This is a genomic window from Photobacterium sp. TY1-4 (assembly GCF_025398175.1).
Classification (GTDB): domain Bacteria; phylum Pseudomonadota; class Gammaproteobacteria; order Enterobacterales; family Vibrionaceae; genus Photobacterium.
The window spans coordinates 554,990-578,443 of sequence record NZ_CP099734.1 but is presented as its reverse complement, the minus strand read 5'-3'; the positions used below and the strand labels follow the sequence as shown (position 1 = coordinate 578,443).

The 23,454-nt window shown below is 55.4% G+C and carries 21 protein-coding genes and 1 other annotated feature; of the genes, 7 read left to right on the top strand and 14 right to left on the bottom strand.

The features are described 5' to 3' along the window. Positions 1 to 375 precede the first annotated feature (375 nt). Positions 376 to 732, top strand: a complete 357-nt coding sequence (gene hpf, locus NH461_RS02890) for a ribosome hibernation-promoting factor, HPF/YfiA family (RefSeq protein WP_261601814.1) — start codon at positions 376 to 378, stop codon at positions 730 to 732. 131 nt (positions 733 to 863) lie between these two features. Continuing rightward, positions 864 to 983 (top strand) — a sequence feature (Phe leader region). A gap of 27 nt (positions 984 to 1,010) precedes the next feature. Further along, on the top strand, positions 1,011 to 2,189 hold the full coding sequence (gene pheA, locus NH461_RS02885; RefSeq protein WP_261601813.1) for a prephenate dehydratase: 1,179 nt from the start codon (positions 1,011 to 1,013) through the stop codon (positions 2,187 to 2,189). Between the two features lie 66 nt (positions 2,190 to 2,255). Here the strand turns inward: pheA and tyrA are convergent, their stop codons facing one another. Together tyrA and NH461_RS02875 are read right to left on the bottom strand one after the other, a co-directional pair. Beyond that, complete coding sequence (gene tyrA, locus NH461_RS02880) at positions 2,256 to 3,383, bottom strand: bifunctional chorismate mutase/prephenate dehydrogenase (RefSeq protein ID WP_261601812.1); 1,128 nt, start codon at positions 3,381 to 3,383, stop codon at positions 2,256 to 2,258. 101 nt (positions 3,384 to 3,484) lie between these two features. After that, a complete protein-coding gene (locus tag NH461_RS02875) occupies positions 3,485 to 4,558 on the bottom strand; it encodes a 3-deoxy-7-phosphoheptulonate synthase (RefSeq protein WP_261601811.1) in 1,074 nt (357 codons plus the stop codon). Between the two features lie 221 nt (positions 4,559 to 4,779). On the opposite strand from NH461_RS02875, the gene NH461_RS02870 reads away from it, so the two are divergent. Continuing rightward, positions 4,780 to 6,480: a sensor histidine kinase gene (locus NH461_RS02870; RefSeq protein WP_261601810.1), complete on the top strand. Its 1,701-nt coding sequence runs from the start codon at positions 4,780 to 4,782 to the stop codon at positions 6,478 to 6,480. Then, entirely contained in the window at positions 6,477 to 7,190 is a 714-nt protein-coding gene (btsR, locus tag NH461_RS02865) for a two-component system response regulator BtsR (RefSeq protein ID WP_261601809.1), read from the top strand. The genes NH461_RS02870 and btsR overlap by 4 nt, the downstream gene beginning before the upstream one ends. Before the next feature lie 34 nt (positions 7,191 to 7,224). Here btsR and NH461_RS02860 read toward each other — a convergent pair whose 3' ends face one another. Beyond that, positions 7,225 to 7,617 carry a DUF2799 domain-containing protein gene (locus tag NH461_RS02860; RefSeq protein ID WP_261601808.1) on the bottom strand — a complete coding sequence of 131 codons (393 nt, stop codon included), beginning with the start codon at positions 7,615 to 7,617 and terminating at the stop codon, positions 7,225 to 7,227. A gap of 311 nt (positions 7,618 to 7,928) precedes the next feature. Between NH461_RS02860 and NH461_RS02855 the strand changes: the two genes are divergently transcribed. Continuing rightward, positions 7,929 to 9,413 (top strand): carbon starvation protein A, encoded by a 1,485-nt coding sequence (locus tag NH461_RS02855; RefSeq protein WP_261601807.1) that lies wholly within the window; start codon positions 7,929 to 7,931, stop codon positions 9,411 to 9,413. 510 nt (positions 9,414 to 9,923) lie between these two features. Here the strand turns inward: NH461_RS02855 and rplS are convergent. The 5 genes from rplS to ffh form a co-directional block, all read right to left on the bottom strand. Then, entirely contained in the window at positions 9,924 to 10,274 is a 351-nt protein-coding gene (gene rplS, locus NH461_RS02850; RefSeq protein WP_255389528.1) for a 50S ribosomal protein L19, read from the bottom strand. Between the two features lie 36 nt (positions 10,275 to 10,310). Then, a complete protein-coding gene (gene trmD / locus NH461_RS02845) occupies positions 10,311 to 11,057 on the bottom strand; it encodes a tRNA (guanosine(37)-N1)-methyltransferase TrmD (protein ID WP_261601806.1) in 747 nt (248 codons plus the stop codon). Between the two features lie 21 nt (positions 11,058 to 11,078). Further along, entirely contained in the window at positions 11,079 to 11,612 is a 534-nt protein-coding gene (rimM, locus tag NH461_RS02840; RefSeq protein ID WP_261601805.1) for a ribosome maturation factor RimM, read from the bottom strand. Positions 11,613 to 11,637: 25 nt separating this feature from the next. Then, complete coding sequence (gene rpsP / locus NH461_RS02835; protein ID WP_255389525.1) at positions 11,638 to 11,886, bottom strand: 30S ribosomal protein S16; 249 nt, start codon at positions 11,884 to 11,886, stop codon at positions 11,638 to 11,640. Positions 11,887 to 12,051: 165 nt separating this feature from the next. After that, a complete protein-coding gene (gene ffh, locus NH461_RS02830) occupies positions 12,052 to 13,419 on the bottom strand; it encodes a signal recognition particle protein (RefSeq protein WP_261601804.1) in 1,368 nt (455 codons plus the stop codon). A gap of 211 nt (positions 13,420 to 13,630) precedes the next feature. On the opposite strand from ffh, the gene NH461_RS02825 reads away from it, so the two are divergent. After that, on the top strand, positions 13,631 to 14,428 hold the full coding sequence (locus NH461_RS02825) for an inner membrane protein YpjD (RefSeq protein WP_261601803.1): 798 nt from the start codon (positions 13,631 to 13,633) through the stop codon (positions 14,426 to 14,428). Positions 14,429 to 14,514: 86 nt separating this feature from the next. Continuing rightward, on the top strand, positions 14,515 to 15,801 hold the full coding sequence (locus NH461_RS02820; protein WP_261601802.1) for an HlyC/CorC family transporter: 1,287 nt from the start codon (positions 14,515 to 14,517) through the stop codon (positions 15,799 to 15,801). Between the two features lie 93 nt (positions 15,802 to 15,894). Here the strand turns inward: NH461_RS02820 and luxS are convergent, their stop codons facing one another. The 6 genes from luxS to NH461_RS02790 form a co-directional block, all read right to left on the bottom strand. Further along, positions 15,895 to 16,413 carry an S-ribosylhomocysteine lyase gene (gene luxS, locus NH461_RS02815; protein ID WP_261601801.1) on the bottom strand — a complete coding sequence of 173 codons (519 nt, stop codon included), beginning with the start codon at positions 16,411 to 16,413 and terminating at the stop codon, positions 15,895 to 15,897. Between the two features lie 67 nt (positions 16,414 to 16,480). Next, entirely contained in the window at positions 16,481 to 17,095 is a 615-nt protein-coding gene (locus NH461_RS02810; protein ID WP_261601800.1) for a hypothetical protein, read from the bottom strand. A 179-nt stretch (positions 17,096 to 17,274) separates the two neighbouring features. After that, positions 17,275 to 18,843, bottom strand: a complete 1,569-nt coding sequence (gene gshA, locus NH461_RS02805; RefSeq protein ID WP_261602814.1) for a glutamate--cysteine ligase — start codon at positions 18,841 to 18,843, stop codon at positions 17,275 to 17,277. A 181-nt stretch (positions 18,844 to 19,024) separates the two neighbouring features. After that, positions 19,025 to 21,877, bottom strand: a complete 2,853-nt coding sequence (locus NH461_RS02800; RefSeq protein ID WP_261601799.1) for a M16 family metallopeptidase — start codon at positions 21,875 to 21,877, stop codon at positions 19,025 to 19,027. A gap of 14 nt (positions 21,878 to 21,891) precedes the next feature. Then, the gene (locus tag NH461_RS02795; RefSeq protein ID WP_261601798.1) at positions 21,892 to 22,320 is read right to left on the bottom strand and encodes a YqaA family protein; all 429 of its coding nucleotides are present in this window, start codon (positions 22,318 to 22,320) and stop codon (positions 21,892 to 21,894) included. 60 nt (positions 22,321 to 22,380) lie between these two features. Then, positions 22,381 to 23,376, bottom strand: coding sequence for an NADP-dependent oxidoreductase (locus NH461_RS02790; protein ID WP_261601797.1), 996 nt, complete (start codon positions 23,374 to 23,376; stop codon positions 22,381 to 22,383). Between the last annotated feature and the right edge of the window lie 78 nt (positions 23,377 to 23,454).

The window sequence follows — 23,454 nt, the reverse complement described above, 5'->3', positions numbered from 1 at the left end:
CTCAGGCTGCTGTTTTTTATAATGCGGTATCACGCAAGCGCGCCGCGAAGAAATCAGAGGTGAAAGTGCACGCTGATATGAGTTCTCAGGGCCAGGCCCACTTGGTCAAAGTGAGCTCAACTTATTGTTATTAATCGAATTAGGCCCCTAGTCAGCACCAGCCACCAGCGTTCTTCCTGGTTTCATACTGCCTTAGATTTCATCCCTCGGACAAGTGTTTTCATCATAAATTTTTGCAACAAATGAGGACGGATCACATAATTTTTCTGGACATCATCGCAATCACCCAAACGTGACCTAGGTCACATTATTCAATCCTGATTTTAGTAATCTGGAGTTAACCCAACGAAGGGTAGCAAAAGAGGAAAGATTATTATGACAGTAAATATTACCGGCAAAAACCTAGACATCACTCCTGCTATCCGTGACAGAATTGAATTTAAATTCAAAAAGTTAGAGAAGTACCAAGTCCCACTCATCAGTAAGAATGCGACCATCAGCACTGAGCCGGGCAAGCAGTTTAAAATTGAAGCCTCAGCAGCGATTCCAGGTGGTCAAATCGTCGCCTCCGCAGAGCATGACGATATGTACGGCGCCATTACCGAGGTCTATCAGAAGCTGGAACGTCAGCTCAACAAACAGGCGCACAAACCGGCAGCCCGCCGTGCCAGCCACAGCAATAAACCAGAGGTTGAAGCTGAGGTCGAAGAAGAACAAGAAGAAGAAGCATAATCAAACCGAGAGGATTTCAAACCGCCCTGCCCTTGCAGGGCGGTTTACTTTCTGCTTGACAAGCCCTGAGCGGCTGAATACTGTGGAATCATATTCACACATAATAGAACGATAACTCATCAACACCATGCGCCGATTTCAACTGTTTTTCTTTCGCTTCTTTTTTATGTCACCGTAACGGGGGCGATTCGTGACGCGAGAAACAAGCGAAAGACGAACAGACAGCCTCCTTCTCGGGAGGCTTTTTTGTATCAGGCGCATTCAGACAGGGAAAGACAATGACAGAGCAAACCTATTCACTGGACGACATCCGAAACAATGTCAGCCGCATCGACCATGAAATAATCAAGCTGCTGGCAGAGCGACGCCAGCTCAGCCTGGCCGTTGCCAAAAGCAAAATCCAGACCGCGAAACCGGTCCGGGATCAGACCCGGGAGCAAGAGTTGCTGCTCAAGCTGATCGAATGGGGCAAGCAAGAACAACTCGATGCTCAGTATGTCACCCAGATTTTCCACACCATTATTGAAGACTCTGTCCTGTTCCAGCAGGCCTACCTGCAAAAGCTCACCAACCCGGACAGCTTGCAGCCAGTTGCCCGGGTCTCTTTCCTCGGTGCCAAAGGCTCCTACTCCAATCTGGCCAGCCGCAATTATTTCAGCAAGAAACAAACCCGTTTGGTTGAGATCAGCTGCTCAACGTTCCGGGATGTGGTGAATGTGGTCGAAACCGGGAACGCCGATTACGGGGTGCTACCGATCGAAAATACCAGCTCCGGCTCGATTAACGAGGTATACGATCTGCTCCAGCATACCAGCCTGTCAATTGTCGGTGAGATCACCCAGCCGATCGAGCATTGCCTGCTGACCGCCGTCGACACCAACCTGGCTCAGATTGACACCCTGTACTCGCACCCCCAACCGCATCAGCAATGCAGTGAGTACCTGCACACCATGGGCAAGATCACCCAGGAATATTGCCCCAGCACCGCAGAGGCGATGCAGAAAGTCGCCGAGCTGAAGCTGCCTAATGTGGCTGCCATTGGCAATGCCTCCAGCGGCGAGCTGTACGGCCTGACACCGCTGAAAACCAATATCGCCAATCAACAGGAAAACTACACCCGCTTCATTGTCGTTGCCCGCAAGCCGGTTGACGTCACCACCCTGATCCCGGCCAAGACCACCCTGATCATGTCCACCGCTCAGGCAGCCGGTTCACTGGTCGAGTGTCTGCTGGTTCTGCGCAACCTCAAGATCAATATGACCAAGTTGGAATCACGTCCGGTGATCGGGAATCCGTGGGAAGAGATGTTCTATGTCGATGTGGAAGTGAATCTCAAGTCTGAAGTGATGCAGCAGGCGCTGGAAGAGCTGACCCGCCTGACCCGCTTTATCAAAGTACTGGGCTGCTACCCGAGCGAGAACGTCAAGCCGACGGAAGTCGAGATCGAGGCGGAGTGACGCCGCCAGCCCATAAAAAAACGAGAGCAGCAGCTCTCGTTTTTAATTGCTCCAGATCGCTCTGGCTTAAGTTCGGTGCGTTGCGTCGTTCGCCTGTCTAAGTAATCCCTGGCTCTCGGCTAAAAAATGCTGGGCATAATCTCCAAACCAGCTTTCCACCTGATGAAAGGCCTGCTTGAACGCCGCCTTATCCTTCTCTTCCAGTATCGCGATGGCTTCCCCGAACCGCTGATGGAAACGTTTGATCATCGCCAGGTTCTGCGGAGAAGACATAATAATATCGGCATATAGCTGGGCGTCCTGGGCAAACAAACGACCGACCATCGCCAGCTCCAGCCGGTAAATCGGTGAGCTCAGTGCCAGCAACTGCTCCAGTTTGGGATCTTCTTCCGCCAGATGCACCCCGTAAGCGAACGAGGTAAAATGGCGCAGCACCTGGATCAGGGTCATGCCTTCATCATGTTCAATCGCACTGATCCGGTTGAGCGTCGCTCCCCAGATCTGGATCTGCTCCAATAGCCACTGGTACCGCTCCGGGTTCCGACCATCACAGTAGGCCACCACCTGTTTTGCCAGACTGGCAATATCCGGCCCGAACATCGGGTGCAGGCCGACGACCGGCCCCGAGTGGACTTCCAGCATCGCCTGCAACGGCGCACTCTTGACCGAGGTTAAGTCCGCCAGAATACAATCTTCCGGCAGGTGGTCGAGTTTGCGGATCACTTGCTCGGTGAGGTTGATTGGGACGGACACCACCACCATCCCGGCATCAGACAACAGCTCGTCGGCGCGATCCCAGTCCTGACTGCCCAGTTTACGCACGGTGTAGCCCGACAGTTCAAACAGACGACAGAACAGCCCGCCGAGCTGGCCATGACCGCCGACCACGACAATCGGGCGCAGATCCGGCTTGAGACATTTAAAGCCGGAGTCATTTTCACTGGCGTACGATTCGCGCATGGTGCGACGCAGGATATCTTCAATCAGATCCGGCGGCACCCCTTGGTTTTCCGCTTCCCGGCGCCGGGAAGCCAGCATCGCCGCTTCCCGATCCGGAGCGTAAATCGGCAGGCCATGCTGACTTTTGACATGCCCGACTTCTTCGACCAGCGCCAGACGGCGAGCAAGCAACGCCACCATCTGCTGATCAACTTCGTCAATTTGATCTCTTAATTTACTTAACTCTGCAACCATGATTTCTTTTATCCGAATTCTTTCAGCCAAAACAGCAACGGCTGCCTGCCAGTCGAGCACAGTTTTGGCCCGCATCCGTCTTCGGGTGCGGGTCCAACACCTTAAACCGCGTTCCGCTCTGCCAGGAAGGGGATCAGTTCCTGATGCGCATGGCGTAACAGGGATTCCGTTGCTTCCCAGCTGATGCAGGCATCGGTGATCGACACGCCGTAGGCCATCTCCTCGCGAGGCAGATCAGCACTCTGGTTGCCTTCGTTGAGGTGGCTTTCCAGCATCAGGCCGATAATCGAAGTATTGCCTTCGCGGATCTGATGGATCACATCCTCAGCCACCAGCGGCTGTCGGCGGTAGTCTTTTCTCGAGTTGGCGTGACTACAGTCTACCATCAAGGACGGTGAAAGACCTGCCGCGATCATCTCGTTTTCGCATTCGTTCACCGATACAGAGTCGTAGTTGGTTTGCTTGCCGCCGCGCAGGATCACATGGCCATCCGGATTACCCTGGGTATTGAGCAGTGCCACCTGCCCTTCCCGGTTGATCCCCATAAAGCGGTGACCCGATGCCGCAGCCTGCATCGCATTGATTGCTGTGCCTAAGCTGCCGTCAGTCCCGTTTTTGAATCCGACCGGCATCGACAGGCCACTGGCCATTTCCCGGTGGGTTTGCGATTCGGTGGTCCGGGCACCAATTGCCGCCCAACTGAACAGATCGCCCAGGTACTGCGGACTGATTGGATCCAGTGCTTCGGTCGCCAGCGGGATCCCCATCTCGACCAGGTCAGTCAGCAGTTGGCGGGCAATATGCAGCCCTTCTTCCACCTCAAACGAACCGTCCAGGTGCGGGTCGTTAATTAACCCTTTCCAGCCCACCGTGGTACGCGGCTTTTCAAAGTACACCCGCATCACAATATAGAGTTGGTCGCTGAGCGCCTCAGAGAGTTGCTTGAGCTTCATCGCGTAGCTTTTGGCCGCTTCCACATCATGGATCGAGCACGGACCGCACACCACCAGCAAACGGTGATCCCGCTTGTGAATAATATCGGCAATGGTTTGTCGGGACTGACGGATAAACTGTAAAGCCTGCTCACTGACCGGGATTTTTTCTTTTAATTCTTTCGGAGTGATCAGGACAGATTCATCTTGGATGTGGATGTTATTCAGCTGGTCTCTTTGCATCTCGGCTTCCCTGTAAATCTATATAAACACGTAATAATCGGACGACGTTAAACAGGGCAGCCCTGTTCCATAACTTCACCATAGCAAGGGAGTTCTACTGGTGACAAGAGCGTGTAAACAAAAACAGCCAATCGTAAATAAATATTTACATTCAATTGTGTTTGGTACTGACCTGTAAGCCAGTTACTATAGCGCCCACCACACCTGCACGGCCAACCGCGATGGAATTGATCTTTTCCCTCTTACAGCAACTCAGCGTCTATCTGGTAATCGCTTACTTACTCAGCAAAACCCCGCTGTTTATGCCGCTCACCACGGTTTCCGGCCGTCTGTCCCAGCGCTTTTCGTGTTATGTGCTGTTTTCCCTCTTTTGTATTTTAGGCACATACTTCGGGCTCGACATTGAAGATGCCATTGCCAATACCCGAGCCATCGGCGCGGTGATGGGCGGCCTGCTCGGCGGACCTGTGGTCGGGTTTGCCGTCGGTCTCACCGGCGGGCTGCATCGCTACAGCATGGGCGGCTTTACCGATGTGGCCTGTGCGATTTCCACTACCGTCGAAGGGTTGATTGGCGGCCTGATGCACAGCTACTTTGTTCGCCGCGGGCAGGTGGATCAGATTTACAGGCCCTTTACCGTGTTCACCATCACCCTGGTCGCGGAAATCCTGCAAATGTTTATCATCCTGATGGTGGCTGAGCCGTTTGATCAAGCCCTGCATCTGGTCAGTGCAATTGCCCTGCCGATGGTGATTGCCAACTCGCTTGGCGCTGCGATGTTTATGAGCATTATTCAGGACAGGAAAACCATTTATGAGAAATACTCTGCAGCATTTTCCAGCCGGGCGCTGAAAATTGCCCAGCGCTCGGTCGGGATCCTGAGCCAGGGCTTCAATGAAGAAAGTACCCGGAAGATTGCCAAGATTGTCTACGAGGAAACCGGTGTCGGCGCGGTGGCGATCACCGATCGGGAGAAAATTATGGCGTTCATCGGCATCGGCGACGATCACCACCTGCCGGGCACACCGATTTCTTCCGGCTACACCAAGCGGGCTATCGACAACTGTGAGCTGGTTTATGCTGACGGCTACGATATTCCCTACCAGTGCTCGCTGCATGAGAAGTGTAAGCTCGGTTCGGCACTGGTGATCCCGCTGGTTGGCGGTAATCAGGAAGTACTGGGCACCATCAAGCTCTACGAGCCGAAACGTAAACTGTTTTCGACCGTCAACCTGACGCTGGGCGAAGGAATTGCCAAGCTGCTGTCGAACCAGATCCTGACCGGCCGTTATGCCCGCCAGCAAGCGTTGCTGACCGAGGCCGAGCTACGCCTCCTCCAGGCCCAGGTGAACCCGCATTTCCTGTTTAACGCCCTGAATACCATTAACTCCGTGGTTCGGCGCGATCCGGATAAAGCCCGCCAGTTGATCCAGCATCTGTCGCAGTTTTTCCGCCGTAATCTCAAGCAAAACATTGAAACGGTCACGCTGGAAGAAGAGTTGCAGCACGTGAATGCCTACCTGGAGATCGAGCTGGCGCGTTTTTCCGACCGACTCAGCGTGACAGTGAACGTCGACCCGGCGCTGCTGAGCCTGAAGCTGCCGACCTTTACCCTACAACCGCTGGTCGAAAATGCGATCAAGCACGGCACCTCGTCCCTGCTGGAAAATGGTAAAATTGCAATCAACGGTTACCGCTGTCAAGCAGGGATCACCCTGGAAGTCGAAGACAATGCCGGTAACTATGCCCCGGTTGGCGAAGAAAGCGGGCTGGGCATGAAAATAGTCGATAAACGACTGAGAAACATGTTCGGCCGTCAGTACGGGCTCACCATGACCTATCAGCCCCAAACCTGGACCCGAGCCACCCTGATACTACCGACCGATGCCCTGCCATCGGTTCAAGGAGACTCCGTATTATGATCAAGGCCCTTGTCATTGACGACGAACGATATGCCCGCGAAGAGCTGATCGACTTACTGCAAGACACCGGGGAAGTGGACGTGATCGGTGAGTGCAGTAACGCCATTGACGGGCTGAAACAGATCAATGCCCTGAAACCTGACGCGATTTTTCTTGATATTCAGATGCCACAGATCACCGGCATCGAAATGCTCAGCATGCTGGATCCCGACACCATGCCGAAAGTGATCTTTGTCACCGCCTATGATGAGTACGCGCTCAAAGCCTTCGAGGATAATGCCTTCGACTATCTGCTCAAGCCGGTCGAGACCTGCCGGCTGGAGAAAACCATCAAACGGCTGAAGAAAGAATGCCTGAGCCCGGACTATTCCCCGCTGATGAGCGAGATGCTGGAGCTGATCCCTTGTTCCGGGCACAACCGGATCCTGCTGCTCGATCCGGCCGAGATCGAGACCGCCTACAGTGATTTGGCCGGCGTGCATGTGGTCACCAAAGACAGCCGGGTCAGCACCCAGTTGACCCTGAAAGTCCTGGAAGAAAAAACGCCGCTGATCCGCTGTCATCGCCAGTACCTGATCCATCCGCAGGCGATCCGCGAGATCAAGCTGCTGGACAACGGCCTGGCCGAGATCACCACCCAGCACGGCCACCAGGTGCCGGTCAGCCGCCGCTACCTTAAAGAGCTGAAAGACCGTTTCGGCCTGAGCTGATCCGAACAATCCCGGGGCGCTTAGCAGCCGGGAGCTACCAGCCGTCCGCGCCGGGGAAGCTACGATCAAACCCCTGCTGCCAGAAGTTCTGGTACAACTGCCCGTCCTGGCGACGAAATTCACAAGCGCCCCAGTCCATCCGCCGCGCCAGCCCGAGCCGACGCATCTGCTCCAACGAGCAATACGATGCCAACCCTTTTTGATAGCCGCGGCGATAGGCCGGATAATCGACCACCAGCGCAGCGTTCACCGTCTGTGCCCGGCTCTGCAACCCGGCTTGCTCATCAGGTTGCTCGCCCCGCTGCCCCTGGCTCACACCGAGCTGATACCAATTTTCATCTGCCATCAGCGACGCCTGCGTGGTCAGCGCCGAACAGCCACTCAACAGCAGCACCACCACACTGATCTGAAAGATGTATTTCAGCACCTTGCTTTCCTCATTCACCCATTTGCCCCACTACCATAAGCCGCCCGGCTGAATCCTGACTGAATCCGCTTTCTATCGCTCAGCGCCGCTCACCCTGGCATACCGTCCACTGACAGTATCTGCCAAAACCACTCAAGCTGCATACCGACCGCTCATCTCGCCATACAACCACTCAGCAGATTAGCGCGTGCATCTTTCCAGACCCGCGTTAGCATGGCAGCTAATCAAAGAAGTTTTGCGAGTCCCCGCCCGAAGCAGTCAGGGCCCTGGTCGCAAAACAACCCCAGTCCAATCGGAAGAGAGACAACCCTATGACCTGGTTCCTGATGTGCGTGGCAGCCCTGGTAGGTGGATACTTCATCTACGGTGCATTTATCGAGAAAGTGTTCGGCATTAACGAAAACCGCCAGACACCGGCTTACAGCAAACAAGACGGCGTCGACTATGTACCGATGTCGAACAAGAAAGTCTACCTGGTACAACTGCTGAACATCGCCGGAGTCGGCCCGATCTTCGGCCCGATCATGGGGGCCCTGTACGGCCCGGCAGCCATGTTGTGGATCGTCCTGGGTTGTATCTTTGCCGGTGCCGTCCACGACTACTTCTCCGGTATGCTGTCCGTGCGTAACGGCGGTGCGTCCGTACCGACTATCTCCGGCCGTTACCTGGGCAATGGCGCCAAGCATTTCATGAACATTTTCGCCATCGTCCTGTTACTGCTGGTCGGTGTAGTGTTCGTTTCCGCACCGGCAGGGATGATCACCAACCTAGTCAACGAGCAAACCGACATTGGCCTGTCGATGACCACGATGGTCGGCATCATCTTCGCGTATTACATCATCGCGACCATTGTCCCGGTGGATAAAATCATCGGCCGTTTCTACCCGCTGTTCGGCGCCCTGCTGATCTTCATGTCAGTCGGCCTGATCACCGCGATTGGTTTCTCCAGCGAGCACACACTGCTGGGCGACTATGAAATGAGCCAGATGTTCACCAACATGAACCCGAACGATCTGCCGCTGTGGCCTGCGCTGTTCATCACCATCGCCTGTGGTGCGATCTCCGGCTTCCACGCCACCCAGTCGCCACTGATGGCTCGCTGCATGGAAAACGAGAAGAACGGCCGCTTTGTCTTCTACGGTGCCATGATTGGTGAAGGTGTGATTGCCCTGATCTGGTGTGCCCTGGCGCTGTCTTTCTTCGGCTCTGTGGAAGGTTTGTCTGAAGCGGTGAAGAACGGTGGTCCGGGTAACGTGGTTTACAGCTCATCGATCGGCCTACTGGGTGTCTTTGGCGGCATCATCGCCTTCCTGGGTGTGGTCATTCTGCCAATCACTTCAGGCGACACTGCATTCCGTTCAAGCCGCCTGATCCTGGCCGAGTACTTCAACCTGGAGCAGAAAACCCTGCGCAACCGCCTGCTGATGGCTGTTCCGCTATTCGTCATCGGCGGGATCCTGACTCAGGTCGACTTCGGGGTGATTTGGCGCTACTTCGGCTTTGCTAACCAGACCACTGCAGTGATGATGCTGTGGACTGCATCGGCTTACCTGCTGCGCCATAACAAGCTGCACTGGGTGGCCACCATCCCGGCCATTTTCATGACCACGGTCTGTATCAGCTTCATCCTGAACAACAGCCAGTTGGGCTTCGGCTTGCCGATGAACATCTCGACCATCGCCGGCATCATCGGCGCCCTGGCGGCAACCGTGTTCGTCATCAAGCGCTCGAAAGGCAAAGGGGAAACCGACCTGGCCGATGACGAAGAAACCAAGGGCAAGCTGGAAACCGCCTAACCGCGACCAGTCCCGCAATCTACAGAAACCAGCCCGACGGCTGGTTTCTTTTTATTCCGGCTTTATGATCTTCGTATGAAGGCGGCCCCACGATTTTCCGGCTGACCCGACAGACGAGATACCGCAGTCCGACACCCTTGCTCCCCAACAGCTTCAGGACTGAACGCAAACGCGACGAAACACCTCACCGAGCGCTCAACCATCCCTAAGGAAATCACAAGTCTCCCGGCTTCCTGTTTGAAAGCCAGCCCGATCACCCGCGTCATCCAATGAACAAAATGCACGGTTCCTTGAGCAAACGACATGATTCAGATAGCAGTATCTAGATGACATTATCTCGGAGCTTTCTTGCCATGGCCGGCGATGACAGGCATGGGGAGGGGTGACGGAAAACAGTCAGGCCAATCAGACGGATATAAAACAGCAGATCAAAAACGACAGATACAAAACAGCAAATAAAAAAAGCCCGCCGAATCGGCGGGCTTTTCTCTAAACGTCTTACGCGACGAATTACTTAGCAAGCTTCTCTTTGATACGAGCCGCTTTACCAGAACGCTCACGCAGGTAGTACAGCTTGGCACGACGTACTGCACCGCGACGCTTAACAGTAATGCTGTCAACGATTGGAGAGTGAGTTTGGAACGCACGCTCAACACCTTCACCGTTCGAGATCTTACGAACAGTGAATGCAGAATGTAGACCACGGTTACGCTTAGCGATTACAACGCCTTCGAAAGCCTGTAGACGCTCGCGGTTACCTTCTTTAACCTTAACCTGAACAACAACAGTGTCACCTGGTGCGAACGTTGGCAGGTCTTGTTTCATTTGCTCTTGCTCAAGAGCTTTGATGATATTACTCATTGGTATATACCCTAGAATAAACTGATACTAAAAAAATTAATTGCTTGCCTGGTATTCGCGGACAAATTCCGCCAGCAAGAATTCCTGATCGTCAGTCAGAGCTAGGTTTTCCAGGAGCTCTGGTCTTCTCAGCCAGGTTCGGCCCAGCGATTGTTTCAACCGCCAGCGGCTAATGTCCTTGTGGTTGCCTGACAGTAAGACCTTAGGGACTTCCTGCCCGTCCAACACTTCAGGACGCGTATAATGCGGACAATCCAGCAGACCATTGGCAAAAGAATCTTCTTCTGCCGACGCAAAGTCCCCCAGTACGCCCGGAACAAACCGGACCACTGCGTCAACCAGCGTCATGGCCGGCAATTCACCGCCCGTCAGCACAAAATCCCCGATAGACCATTCTTCGTCTACCTCTTGTTGGATAATGCGCTCATCCACCCCTTCATAGCGACCACAGATCAGAATCAGATTCTCATTCTGCGCCAGCTCCTCAACACCCGCTTGATCCAGCTTACGGCCCTGAGGGGAAAGGTAAATGACTTTAGCCTGACCTTCGACAGACTGCTTGGCCGTATGAATGGCATCGCGCAAAGGCTGTACCATCATCAACATGCCCGGTCCGCCGCCGTAAGGTCGATCATCGACCGTCCGGTGTTTGTCATGGGTAAAATCGCGGGGATTCCACGTTTCTACCGACAAAAGGCCTTTTTTTACCGCCTGGCCTGTCACCCCAAAATTGGTAATGGCGTGAAACATGTCAGGAAACAGGCTAATAATGCCGACCTTCATTTGTTCACCTATTACCGGGGATTAAAATCCAGGATCCCAGTCAACTTCGATCCGCTGAGCAGTGCGATCAATCGACTTGATGACCTGCTCATCGAGGAACGGGATTAAACGTTCCTTTTGTCCGAAAGCATCTTTCAGGTTGGCCTTTACTACCAGGACGTCGTTAGACCCTGTTTCCAGGATGTCAGTGACTTTCCCCAGGTCGTAACCTTCGGTTGTCACCACTGTCATGCCATACAACTCGCGCCAGTAGAATTCTTCATCTGACAGCGCTGGTAGTTGATCGGCCTGTATTGCCACTTCACAGTTCGTGAACATCTGAGCGTCCTCGCGAACGTCCAGGCCCTCTAACTTCGCGACCAGACCCTGACCATGGCGTTTCCATGACTCAACATGGATCGCCTGCCACTCACCCTTGACTTTTACAAGCCACGGCTGATAGTCAAAAATGCTTTCAGCTTGTTCTGTGTAGGAAAAAACTTTGAGCCAACCCTTGATACCGTAGGAGGCACCCAGTTTACCGACAACAACATAGTCTTGGTTACTTGAACTCATCGTTTCTGCTACCAGACAGGACTAATTAAGCCGCTTTAGCTGCGTCTTTGATTAGCTTAGCTGCGCGGTCAGATACAGTTGCACCTTGACCTACCCAGTGATTAACACGGTCCAGGTCCAGACGCAGACGCTCTTCCTGACCTTTCGCTACTGGATTGAAGAAGCCAATTTTTTCAATGTTACGACCGTCGCGTGCAGCGCGAGAGTCAGCAACAACGATGTGATAGAATGGACGCTTTTTCGCGCCGTGACGTGCCAAACGAATGGTTACCATATCGTCCTCTTTGCATTACTGTAAATTAAATTGGCCCCGCCAAAAATAACGGGGCCCGTGCCAAATTAAGCTCGGGAATTTTACTCCGAAAACTGACGAATGCAACCGCTTTAGCTAAATTTTCACCAGCAAACGTAAAATAACCCTGAGCAAATGAAGAAAGCCTTAACGGCCCGGGAACATCCCGCCGCCCGGCATCATGCCTTTCATATTGCGCATCATGTTCTTCATCCCGCCCTTCTGCATTTTCTTCATCATCTTCTGCATTTGGGTAAACTGTTTCAGCAGGCGGTTCACATCCTGAACCTGGGTGCCGGAGCCCAGAGCAATCCGCTTCTTGCGCGATCCCTTGATCAGCTCAGGACGCTCACGCTCGCCCGGCGTCATCGAGTTAATGATAGCTTCCATCTGGACAAACAACTTATCATCCACCTGATCTTTGACGTTCTCCGGCAGTTGCGACATCCCCGGCAGCTTATCCAGCATCCCCATCATGCCGCCCATCTTTTTCATCTGCTGCAGCTGGCCACGGAAGTCTTCCAGGTCGAAGCCTTTCTTCTCTTTGAATTTCTTCGCCAGTTGCTCGGCTTGTTCTTTGTCGACGTTGCGTTCCAGATCTTCGATCAGCGACAGTACGTCGCCCATGCCGAGGATTCTGGAAGCCACACGGTCCGGATGGAACGGCTCCAGCGCATCGGTTTTCTCACCAACACCGAGGAACTTGATCGGCTTACCGGTAATATGACGGACCGACAGCGCAGCACCACCCCGGGCATCACCATCCACCTTGGTCAGTACCACACCGGTCAGCGGCAGCGCTTCATCAAAGGCTTTGGCGGTATTGGCCGCATCCTGACCGGTCATCGCATCGACCACGAACAGGGTTTCGACCGGATTCAGCGCCCGATGCACGTCTTTGATTTCGTCCATCATTTCGCCGTCGACGTGAAGACGACCGGCAGTATCGACAATCAGGACATCAAAGAATTTGCGTTTGGCATGATCCACCGCCGCATTAGCGATATCGACCGGCTTCTGGTCCGGGCTCGACGGGAAGAACTCGATGCCAATATCGCTGGCCAGGGTTTCCAGCTGTTTGATCGCCGCCGGGCGGTAGACGTCGGCAGAGACCACCAGCACCTTCTTCTTCTGGCGCTCTTTGAGCAATTTACCCAGCTTACCCACACTGGTGGTTTTACCGGCACCCTGCAGTCCGGCCATCAGGATCACCGCCGGCGGCTGACTGGCGAGGTTCAGATCTTCATTCGACTCACCCATGACCAGTTCAAGCTCAGCCTGAACGATCTTGATAAATTCCTGACCCGGCGTCAGGCTTTTCGACACTTCCGTACCGACCGCGCGCTCTTTTACGCGTTTGACGAAATCACGGACAACAGGAAGCGCAACATCGGCTTCGAGTAACGCCATACGTACTTCACGCAGCGTATCCTTGATGTTGTCGTCCGTCAGGCGACCGCGGCCGCTGATATTCTTAAGCGTTCGCGATAAACGCTCCGATAAATTTTCGAACATGTGCTACTCGCTCGTTACGCAACTAAATCTGCAAGATCTGGTGAGTATACCGCATTCCACCGCCTGCTTTCATGTTCTGGCGGCGACTTTACTTTCAGTTCAGTTGCGAACTGGGTTCTTCGCCACAGATTCCGGACGCCATGACATTGGCGGCGAGACATTGAGCAGGTATAATTGCGGGTTCAAATCACCTTAACTTGTTCAGTCGACTATGGATATGTTGATAGCCTTCATGGCTGCTTGCTTATATTTCCTCGCCCTGGGGCTGGTTGTGCCTGGGTTGACCAACAGTAACGGCATCAAGACCAAACCGGTCTTCGTAACCGCACTGGCGGCCATTGCCTTGCATGTCCTGCTGCTGAAAGACCTGATCCACGGCGGTGTCGGCCAGAACTTAAGTATTCTAAACGTCGCTTCGCTGATCAGCCTGATCATCGCGCTGCTGACCACGGTGGCCATTTTGCGCATCCGGGTCTGGTTTCTGCTGCCGGTGGTTTACAGCTTTGCCGCCATTAACCTGTCTGCGGCCACCTTGCTGCCGGGGACCTTCATCACCCATCTGGAAGCGCATCCGCAGGTGCTGCTGCATATCTCCCTGGCGCTGTTTTCCTACTCCACCCTGATGATTGCCACCTTGTATGCCATTCAACTGGCTTGGCTCGATCACAAACTGAAAAAGAAAAAGAGCCTGGTGATCAACCCGAACATTCCTCCTTTAATGATGGTCGAACGACAGCTTTTCAAGATCATTTTGGTCGGAAATTCACTCCTGACCCTCACCCTGATCACCGGTTTCATTTTCATCCAGGATATGCTGGCGCAGGGCAAACTGCACAAAGCGGTGCTGTCACTACTGGCCTGGTGTGTCTACAGCGTGCTGCTGTGGGGACATTATCAGAAAGGCTGGCGCGGACGCCGGGTGATCTGGTTCAGCATGGTCGGGGCTTTCCTGCTGACGCTGGCTTACTTCGGCAGCCGGTTTGTCAAAGAAATCATCATCGGTGCCTGACGCCGGGATGAAAGCCATCTTTCGATTGACACCCACCCGCTCCGGGTACACATTATTTGTAACAGAAACGTTAAGGGCATAACTTTTTGGACGATATATCCACGGGAGTCTTATTCTCCCTCCTGATATTACTTCTCGTCATTTCCGGATACTTCTCCGGTTCTGAAACCGGCATGATGTCACTCAACCGCTATAAACTGCGACATCTTGCCAACCAAGGACACCGGGGGGCCAAGCGCGTTGAAAAGCTGCTGGGACGCCCGGATCGCCTGATCGGCCTGATCCTGATCGGCAACAACCTGGTCAACATTCTGGCATCGGCCATCGCCACCATCCTCGGGATGCGGCTCTACGGCGACATGGGGGTCGCTATCGCAACCGGTGTCCTGACCTTAGTGGTTCTGGTATTTGCCGAAGTCACCCCAAAAACCCTCGCAGCGCTCTACCCGGAACGCGTCTCCTACACCAGCAGTATCGTGCTGCAATTTCTGATGCGGATCCTCTACCCGCTGGTCTGGCTGGTCAACGGGATCACCAACACTTTCCTGCGCCTGGTGGGCCTGAAGGTCGATGCCCTGGATGATGCCAAACTCAGTTCTGATGAGCTCCGCACCGTGGTCAACGAGGCCGGTGGCCTGATCCCCCGCCGCCACCAGGATATGCTGCTGTCGATCCTCGATTTGGAAAACGTCACCGTCGAAGATCTCATGGTGCCGCGCAGTGATATTGCCGGGATCAACATCAATGACGACTGGAAATCCATTGTCCGCCAGCTCAGCCACTCCGCCCACGGCCGGATTGTGCTGTATCGCGACAACATTGACGAAGTGGTCGGGATGCTGCGGGTGCGCGAAGCCTACCGCCTGATGATGGACAAGAACGATTTCAGTAAAGAGAACCTGCTGCGCGCTTCCGACGAAGTCTACTTCATCCCGGAAGGGACGCCGCTCAACATCCAGTTGCTGAAATTCCAGCGCAACAAACAGCGCATCGGCCTGATCGTGGATGAGTACGGCGATATTCAGGGCCTGATCACCCTGGAAGATATCCTGGAGGAAATTGTCGGGGAGTTTACCACCTCGATCACCCCGACCCTGGCACAAGAAATTACGCCGCAGGCGGACGGCAGCCTGATGATTGAAGGGACCGCCAATATCCGGGATCTCAACAAGAGCCTGAGCTGGGATCTGCCCACTGACGGTCCTCGGACCCTCAATGGCCTGATCCTCGAACACCTCGAGGACATTCCGAATGGCCGCCTGAGCATCAAAGTCAGCGGGCACCAGATGGAGATCGTGGAAGTCGCGGACAATATGATCAAACTGGTCAAAGTCCTGCCTCCGGCCACCGCCAAGAAAAGCCGGGTCGCCTAATATCCCTGATCAAAAAAGCCGGCATGCGCCGGCTTTTTTATGTCCGCAACCTGGAAGTCCGCAACCCGGGTTGCCTTGCACGCGAGATGAAGCTTACTTCACACGCAGTTCTTGCAGCATGGCGGCCGGCAGGGCCAGCTCGTCATTCTTATTGACGTCAATCCCGGCCGCCAGAATCGTCTTGGCAATCTCTTGCGCCTCGTCCAGCGAGTGCATGCTGTACGTCCCGCACTGGTATTCATTGAGCTCCGGGATCTGGTTTTGAGATTCGACTTTCAACACGTCTTCCATCGCCGCCTGCCAGCTCTCGGCAACTTGCTGCTCGCTCGGCGTGCCGATCAGACTCATGTAGAAACCGGTTCGGCAGCCCATCGGTGAGATATCGATGATTTCCACCTGATCCGAGTTGAGGTGATTACGCATGAACCCGGCAAACAAGTGCTCCAGCGTGTGGATCCCACGCTCACTGAGAATGTCTGCATTCGGACGGCAAAAACGCAAATCAAACACCGTAATGGTATCGCCCTTCGGGGTTTGCATGGTTTTGGCGACCCGGACCGCCGGGGCGTGCATGCGCGTATGATCGACCGTAAAACTATCGAGTAATGGCATTATTTCCTTCTCCTTTGCCCATCGTCATTCTGCTCTCCATAGCTTAGCTGTTCCGGCGTTTATTCGCTCAAAACGGCCACCAGCTACGGTTGTCTTCCAATTCCTGTCGGCACTGCTTCAGTTGCCAACCATAATCCTTTGCTTGCTGATCCACCCGGCGAGACACCTTCATCACCCCCGGTTTGGCGCGGTAACTGCCGCGCCGATAGCCGCCGCGCCCTTCATGGTAAGCCAGGTACTGGTTGTAGGCATCCCATTTGGACACCCCCAGCTGACGTTGGGTTTCATGCGTGTACCAGCCGACAAACATCAGCGAATCCGCAAAGTCCGTGCGGGAGCCGCCATTGCCGGTGGCTTTCTGGTAATCGGCCCAGGCCGGATCCTGCGCCTGGGCGTACCCGTATGCACTGCTGATCCGCCCCCAGGGAATGAAACCCAACAGATAGTCTTTGGGTGGCCGGGCGTCATGGCGAAAGCTGCTTTCCTGCTTGATAAAAGCCATGGCCACCTGAATTGGCGTCCCCCAGGTGTCCTGCATCTCCAGCCCGGCTTCATACCAGTCCGGCTGCGACCGAAAAATGTTACATAGGTTCGACTGATCTTTCGGTGGCGGCGTGGCGCAGCCGGCTAACAGCACGGCCAGCGAGCCGCCGAAGATGGCCCGTCTCAAAAAGCGCGTCATTTCGTCCCCCTCACGGGAACCAAACAGCAATGCGGCGGTCAGAACTTATGACTGGCAGCCGTGCTGTCGTCATCCCTGCGAAATTCATTTACCGGGCAGCTCTATGGCTGCCCTTTTTTTATCCGGTTCAATCGGGCTGAGCGGTCTTGCGCCAGCAGCGTTGGCTGGCGCAAGGCGGATTATTTCAAGTAATCGAAATAAGTATCCAGGAAGTCATCGAACGACTGACGATCGCTCTGCTCAATCTCGTGTTGTTTGGCTACCGAAGCCGCCGCTTCCTGCTCAAAATCCTGAGCGGAATAGAATCGGAAGTCGCGTGCTTGCAGCGCTTGCGCGTGTGAGCGGGCCAGTGCCTTGCCGACATTCCCAATCCCCGCTTGTTGCTTGATCTGCGCCAGCAGCTGTGCCGACAGCGTCAGTTCCGGATTTTCGATCCAGGTTTTCAAGCGGGCGACGGTCTGCTGATAGTGATCACTGCCGGCAGCCTGATCCATCGCTTCAGCCACCTGGCCCAGCTCAGCGAACACACGCAGCCCCCACGACTGCAGCGACAGACGTTCCCCGTTGCACCCGATCTTCAGTTGCAGATCCGGATTGCGGCCATCCAGAACCACCCGGTTCCAGTTATCCCGCCAGCATGCCAGCTCGGCATCATCCATCGGTTCGGAAGACGACAGTACAGCCCAAGTCAGGAACAGATCGAGGAAACGTACCTGATCTTCGGTGATCCCGATCGGACTGAACGGGTTCACATCCAGCGAGCGCACTTCGATATACTCGACCCCGCCGCGGCCCAGCGCCTCGGACGGTTTCTCACCCGATTTCGCGACTCGCTTCGGTCGGATCGGGGCGTACAACTCATTCTCGATTTGCAGCACGTTGGCGTTCAGCTGACGGTATTCACCATCCACCTTGACCCCAATTTTGGCAAATTCTTCCGACGGGGTGCGGATCGCACGCTGCAAACCTTCCAGATATTGCGCCAGGCTGTTGAAACCAATTTTCAGCGAGCTTTGCTCATGATTGGTGTAACCCAGATCGCTCAGCCGGAGCGCCGTGGCGTTCGGCAAGAAGTGGGTACCGCAGCCGATTTTTTCAAAATTCAGGGCCGAGGCACTGTTGTTGAGGAACGAGCCACACAAGGCGGGGGAAGCCCCAAACAGATAAGGGATCAACCAGCCGAAGCGGTAATAGTTGCGGATCAGGCCAAAGTAGGCATCAGAGACGGCGGCCTGGCGCGCTTCAGCCGTTTGCTCGCCAAACAGCTGATCCCAGAATGCATCCGGGAACGAGAAATTAAAGTGAACGCCCGAAATCACCTGCATCACACTGCCGTAACGGTGCTTCAGCCCCTGGCGGTACAGGGTTTTCATCCGGCCACTGTTGGAGCGACCGTACTGGGCCAGGGTGATCTCGTCTTCGCTGCCGACAAAACACGGCATCGACATCGGCCACAACGTTTCCTCGCCCAGCTTACGGTAGGTAAACTGATGGATATCACTCAGTTGCGTCAACAAACTGTCCACATCGCGCGATACCGGGGTAATAAACTCCAGCAGCGATTCTGCAAAATCGGTGGTGATCCACGGGTTGGTGAGCGCCGAGCCCAATCCTGCCGGGTGCGGCTGTGCAGATAATGTGCCTTCCGGGGTAATGCGTAGCGCTTCGCGTTCGAGGCCACGTCCTATCTGAGTCAATGCATCAGGATTCGTGGAAATCTGTTGCAACCTTTGTGAAAAATCCATCAAGGCCATTCTCGATCTTTTACTGAGTGAAGTGAGGTAGAGTAATCATTATTTTTAACGATTACCATGATTATTCATACGAAACAGTTTTACTGACCAGAAACAATCCTCATCGTCCGGGACCTCCCGCTCAGCCGGCTAAAAAAGCAAGAAGCCGGCGCATCAACGCCGGCTTCTCTGTCCGTTAACTGCGCGGTTGCAGCGCTTTCACCGGGATCCCCAGGGTTTCCAGCTGCGGCCGCAGTGAGGCCGCATCGCCCACCACGATGATCTGGTAGTCCTTCGGATTGAACCATTTCGCCGCCAGCAGATCCAACCGGGCCTTGGTAATGGTCGCCACAATTTCATTGCGCTCGGCAACAAAGTCCTGCGGCAGCGCGTAAGTCAGGATCTGCCCCAACAACTGCGCTTTCTTGCCCGGCGTTTCGTAGTTGAGTGCATCCTGCTGACCGACGGCCAGGCGCATAAAGGCCACTTCTTCGTCCGTCACGCCCTGCTGGCTCATCGTGTCGAGCTCGGCCAAAAACTCTTTCACGGAGGCCAGGGTGGCATCCGCCCGGACCTGGGCATAGAACGCAGACAGCCCCACTTCCTTGCCGCCGTCCTGATAACCACCGGCACCATAGGTATAGCCTTTATCTTCCCGCAAATTGAGGTTAATCCGGCTGTTAAAGTTCCCGGCCAGGTTGAAGTTCGCCAGCTGAGTCTCGAACAACTCCCCGGTCGCATCATACGGCAATCCCTGGCGAACCAGACGGATCATGCTCTGCGGTGCGCCCGGTTTGTCCACCAGCCAAAGGGTCTGCCCGTTGAGCGTCGGCAGCGTTTGCGGTGCATACTCAGGCTTCGGCATCCCGGACCATTGCGCCAGAAACGCCAGTTGCTCCGTCAGCGCCTTGGCCTGGATATCCCCGACCACCACGATATCCGCACCGTTCGGGGTGTAATAGCGCTGGTAGAAGGCTTTGACATCCGCCAGAGTGATCGCGTTAATCGAAGCGGTGGAGCCTTCCGGCGGCAGGCTGAATGTAGTGCCGCCATACAGCACTTCCCGCGAGGCCTGACCGGCCAGCCAGGACGGCTTCTGGTGCTCATAGACAAGTCCTTCCAGGGCCTGCTGTTTCAAACGGGCAAAGTCATCCGGGTTGAAAGCCGGATAGAACAGCCGCTCTTCCAGCAGGGCCAGGGTTTCCGCCAGGTTCTTCTTCAGCGACGACACGGACACAATGGTGCCGTACAACCCGGCATCAAAATGGATCGAACTGCCCAGACGATCGAGGCGCGAAGAGAGGGCTTCCACGGTCGATTTCTGACTGGCTTCGTTCATCATCGCCGCCGTCAGACTGGCCAGACCGGTCTTGCCCGCCGCTTCGAACCGGCGTCCGGCCGGGATCATCATCTGCAGCTCAACCGTCGGGGTTTCATGATAGTTGGTTCCCAGTACCTTGATCCCGTTGGCCAGCGCAAACTCATACAGTTCCGGCATCGCCGGCGTCACCGGCGAAGACGGCTCCGGCATCACCGAGCGATCAAAGTCATCTTTGGCTTCTCGCAGCACCAGTTGCTCGTCGCTGACTTTCTGGTGCGCCGCAATGAGCCGCGGCGCCGGGGTATAGTTCGGCTTGGCGGCCTCAATCCCGGTTCGTCCTTTCGGCACCACGCTGAGCGTTACATTCGGGTTCCCGTTCAGATAACGCTGATACACCTGCTCGACACTGGCCGGCGTCACCGCGCGCAGGTTTCCAAGCTCGACTCCCAGATGGTTCGGGTTCCCGAAGAAGGTTTCATAGGCCGCCAGCTGCGACACCTTGCCACGCACACTTTGCAGACCAAAGATCGCATCGGCTTCCACCATGCCTTTCACATCATCCAGCTCTTTGGCATTGACGCCGCGTTGCTCCAACCCGTCGAGAATGGAGACCATTTTGGCACGCAGGGATTTCAGATCGCCTTTATCCCCGCTCTGGGCCATCGCGTACACATAGAAGGTACAAGCCAGCTCCGCACAGTCATGGAAGGCCCCGGCATCGTTGACTTCACCGGTTTTCACCAGGTCCTGGTACAGCAGGCTGTTCTTGCCACCGCCAATCACCTGGGCCAGCATATCCAGCGAGGCTTCATCCTGTGCCCCCAAATACGAGGTCGGCCAGGCCATCAGCAACATCGGCTGCTGGATCTTATCTTCCAGCGTCAGGTATCGATCGCGCTCAAGCGTGACCGGGCGCTGCTGTGGCTTGTCGACCTGCGGGCCGCGCGGGATCGAGCCGAAGTACTTGTTGACCCAGGCCAGCGTCTGCGCCACATCCAGATCACCGCCAATGGTCAGCGTGGCATTGTTCGGGCCATACCAGCGCAGGAAGAAGGCTTTGAGATCATTGACATCGACGCGGTCGAGATCTTCAACATAGCCGATCGTCTGCCAGGAATAAGGATGGGTGCGCGGGAACAGGGCTTCGCCCATCCGCTCGTAGACCAGCCCGTAAGGCCGGTTTTCATAGCGCTGCGCGCGCTCGTTTTTCACCGTCGAACGCTGGATCTCAAACTTACGTTGAGAGACGGCGTTGAGCAAAAAGCCCATTCGATCGGACTCCAGCCACAGCATTTTTTCCAGCTGGTTCGCCGGGACGGTCTCAAAATAGTTGGTCCGATCCCGGTTGGTGGTGCCGTTCAACGTGCCGCCGGCTTCGGTGATCAAACGGAAATGCTCCTGATCGCCGACGTTTTCCGATCCCTGGAACATCATATGTTCAAAGAAATGGGCGAAGCCGGATTTGCCCAGCGCTTCGCGGGCAGACCCCACATGATAGGTCACATCGACATGAACCAGCGGATCGGAGTTATCTTCATGCAGCACCACGGTCAGACCGTTTTCCAGCACGTACTTGCGATACGGGATCACCGGCTGGCCCTGCTCGGCCGTCACCTGTTCAACGAATGTCACCCCATCGGGTAACGCGGAGGACTTGTCTTGTGTCGCCTCCAGGGCAGAGCACCCTGCCAGCGAAAACAGCGCGACACCTAGAATCCACTTTTGCACGTCAGCATTCCTTATCAAAAACCTTGGACAACCAGCGCCAGCAACAGGTAGCGCACGGCTTTGCCCAGAAAAATCAGCACCAGGCTCAAGTCGTGGCGCATACGCAGCCAGCCCGCTGCCAGACATAACGGATCCCCAATCACGGGTAACCAGCTGAACAGCAGCGACCAATAGCCGTACTTTTTCAGCCATTGCAAAGCTTTATGACCGTTTTTCTCGTCAGAAGTTTTATCCGGCAGCCATCTTCCCAGCCAGTAATTGATCATCCCCCCCAGCGTATTGCCCGCCGTGGCCACACCGATCAGCAGCCAGATCGGCTGCTCCCCCAGCGTCAAGGCCGCCACCAGACTGGCTTCCGAGCCGCCGGGCAGCAGGGTCGCACTCAGCAGGCCGGTCGAAAACAACACCCAAAGGGCTGAGCTGCCTTGAAATAACTCTAGCATTGAAATGCCCGGTACAAGATCACTTGCTCCAGGCGGAGCCGGGCCGAACCCGGACAACTGTTACGCATCGCTACCTACCGCCAGCACAATTTTGCCCCGGGTGTGGCCGCTTTCAATCGCCTGGTGGGCCGCCGCACCATCTGCCAGCGGATAAACCGCATCGACATGCAGACGCAGGGTTCCGGCAGCCAGCATGGCCATCATCGTATCGTTCTGCGTCACCGACGGCGTGACCAGCATCCCTTCGGCCTGTAGCCCGCACTGGCGCACCTGCTCGCAGACTTGCTCGGCCGTGATTGTCGGCACCGTCACCACCCGACCACCGGCTTTGACACAACTGAGCGCGGCAATGCCGACATCTCCGCCCATCAAATCGATCAGGACATCAGCGTCCTTCAACTGGGTATCCAGCGGCCCTTGGCGATAGTCGAGTGCTGTTGCACCGAGCTGGCGCACAAAATCGGCATTGCCTGCCGAGCAACTGGCAAAAACCTTGGCCCCGCGCGCAACGGCCAGCTGAATGGCCAGATGCCCCACGCCCCCGGCGCCCGCCAGAACCAGTACCTGATCACCGGCGTTCACCGCTGCTTTCTCCAGCGCCTGCCAGGCGGTCTGGCCAGCCAGCGGCAAGGCCGCCGCCTGACGCAACGGCGTCGATGCCGGAACCGAGCTCAGCTGCTCCGCCGGAACCACCACGTACTCGCTATAGCCACCACCCTGCAATGGGAAGCCGATAAAGCCCGACACCCGATCGCCGACCGACCACCGGCGCACCGCCTGACCACAGGCCACCACCTCACCGGCAATATCATAGCCCGGCACCCAGGGCAGGTTGTCCTTGTTCTGCGCCGCAGCCCATCCCAGACCCGCCCGGGTTTTGGCATCGATCGGGTTCACCCCGGCATACGCCACCTTGACCAAGACCTGATCATCCGCGAGCACCTGCTCATCCGCAAGCATCTGGGCATCGGTCAGCGCCGGGAGCGTCTGAGTTTGCATGGCCAGGACGGCCGGTTCACCAAAACGGGTGATCGCCAATTGCTGATAGGTTTCCATCTTCACCTTTCCTTCTGTCTCTCAATCACAGCATCATACCAAATAAAAAAACGGGCAGCCTGACGCTGCCCGTTTTTG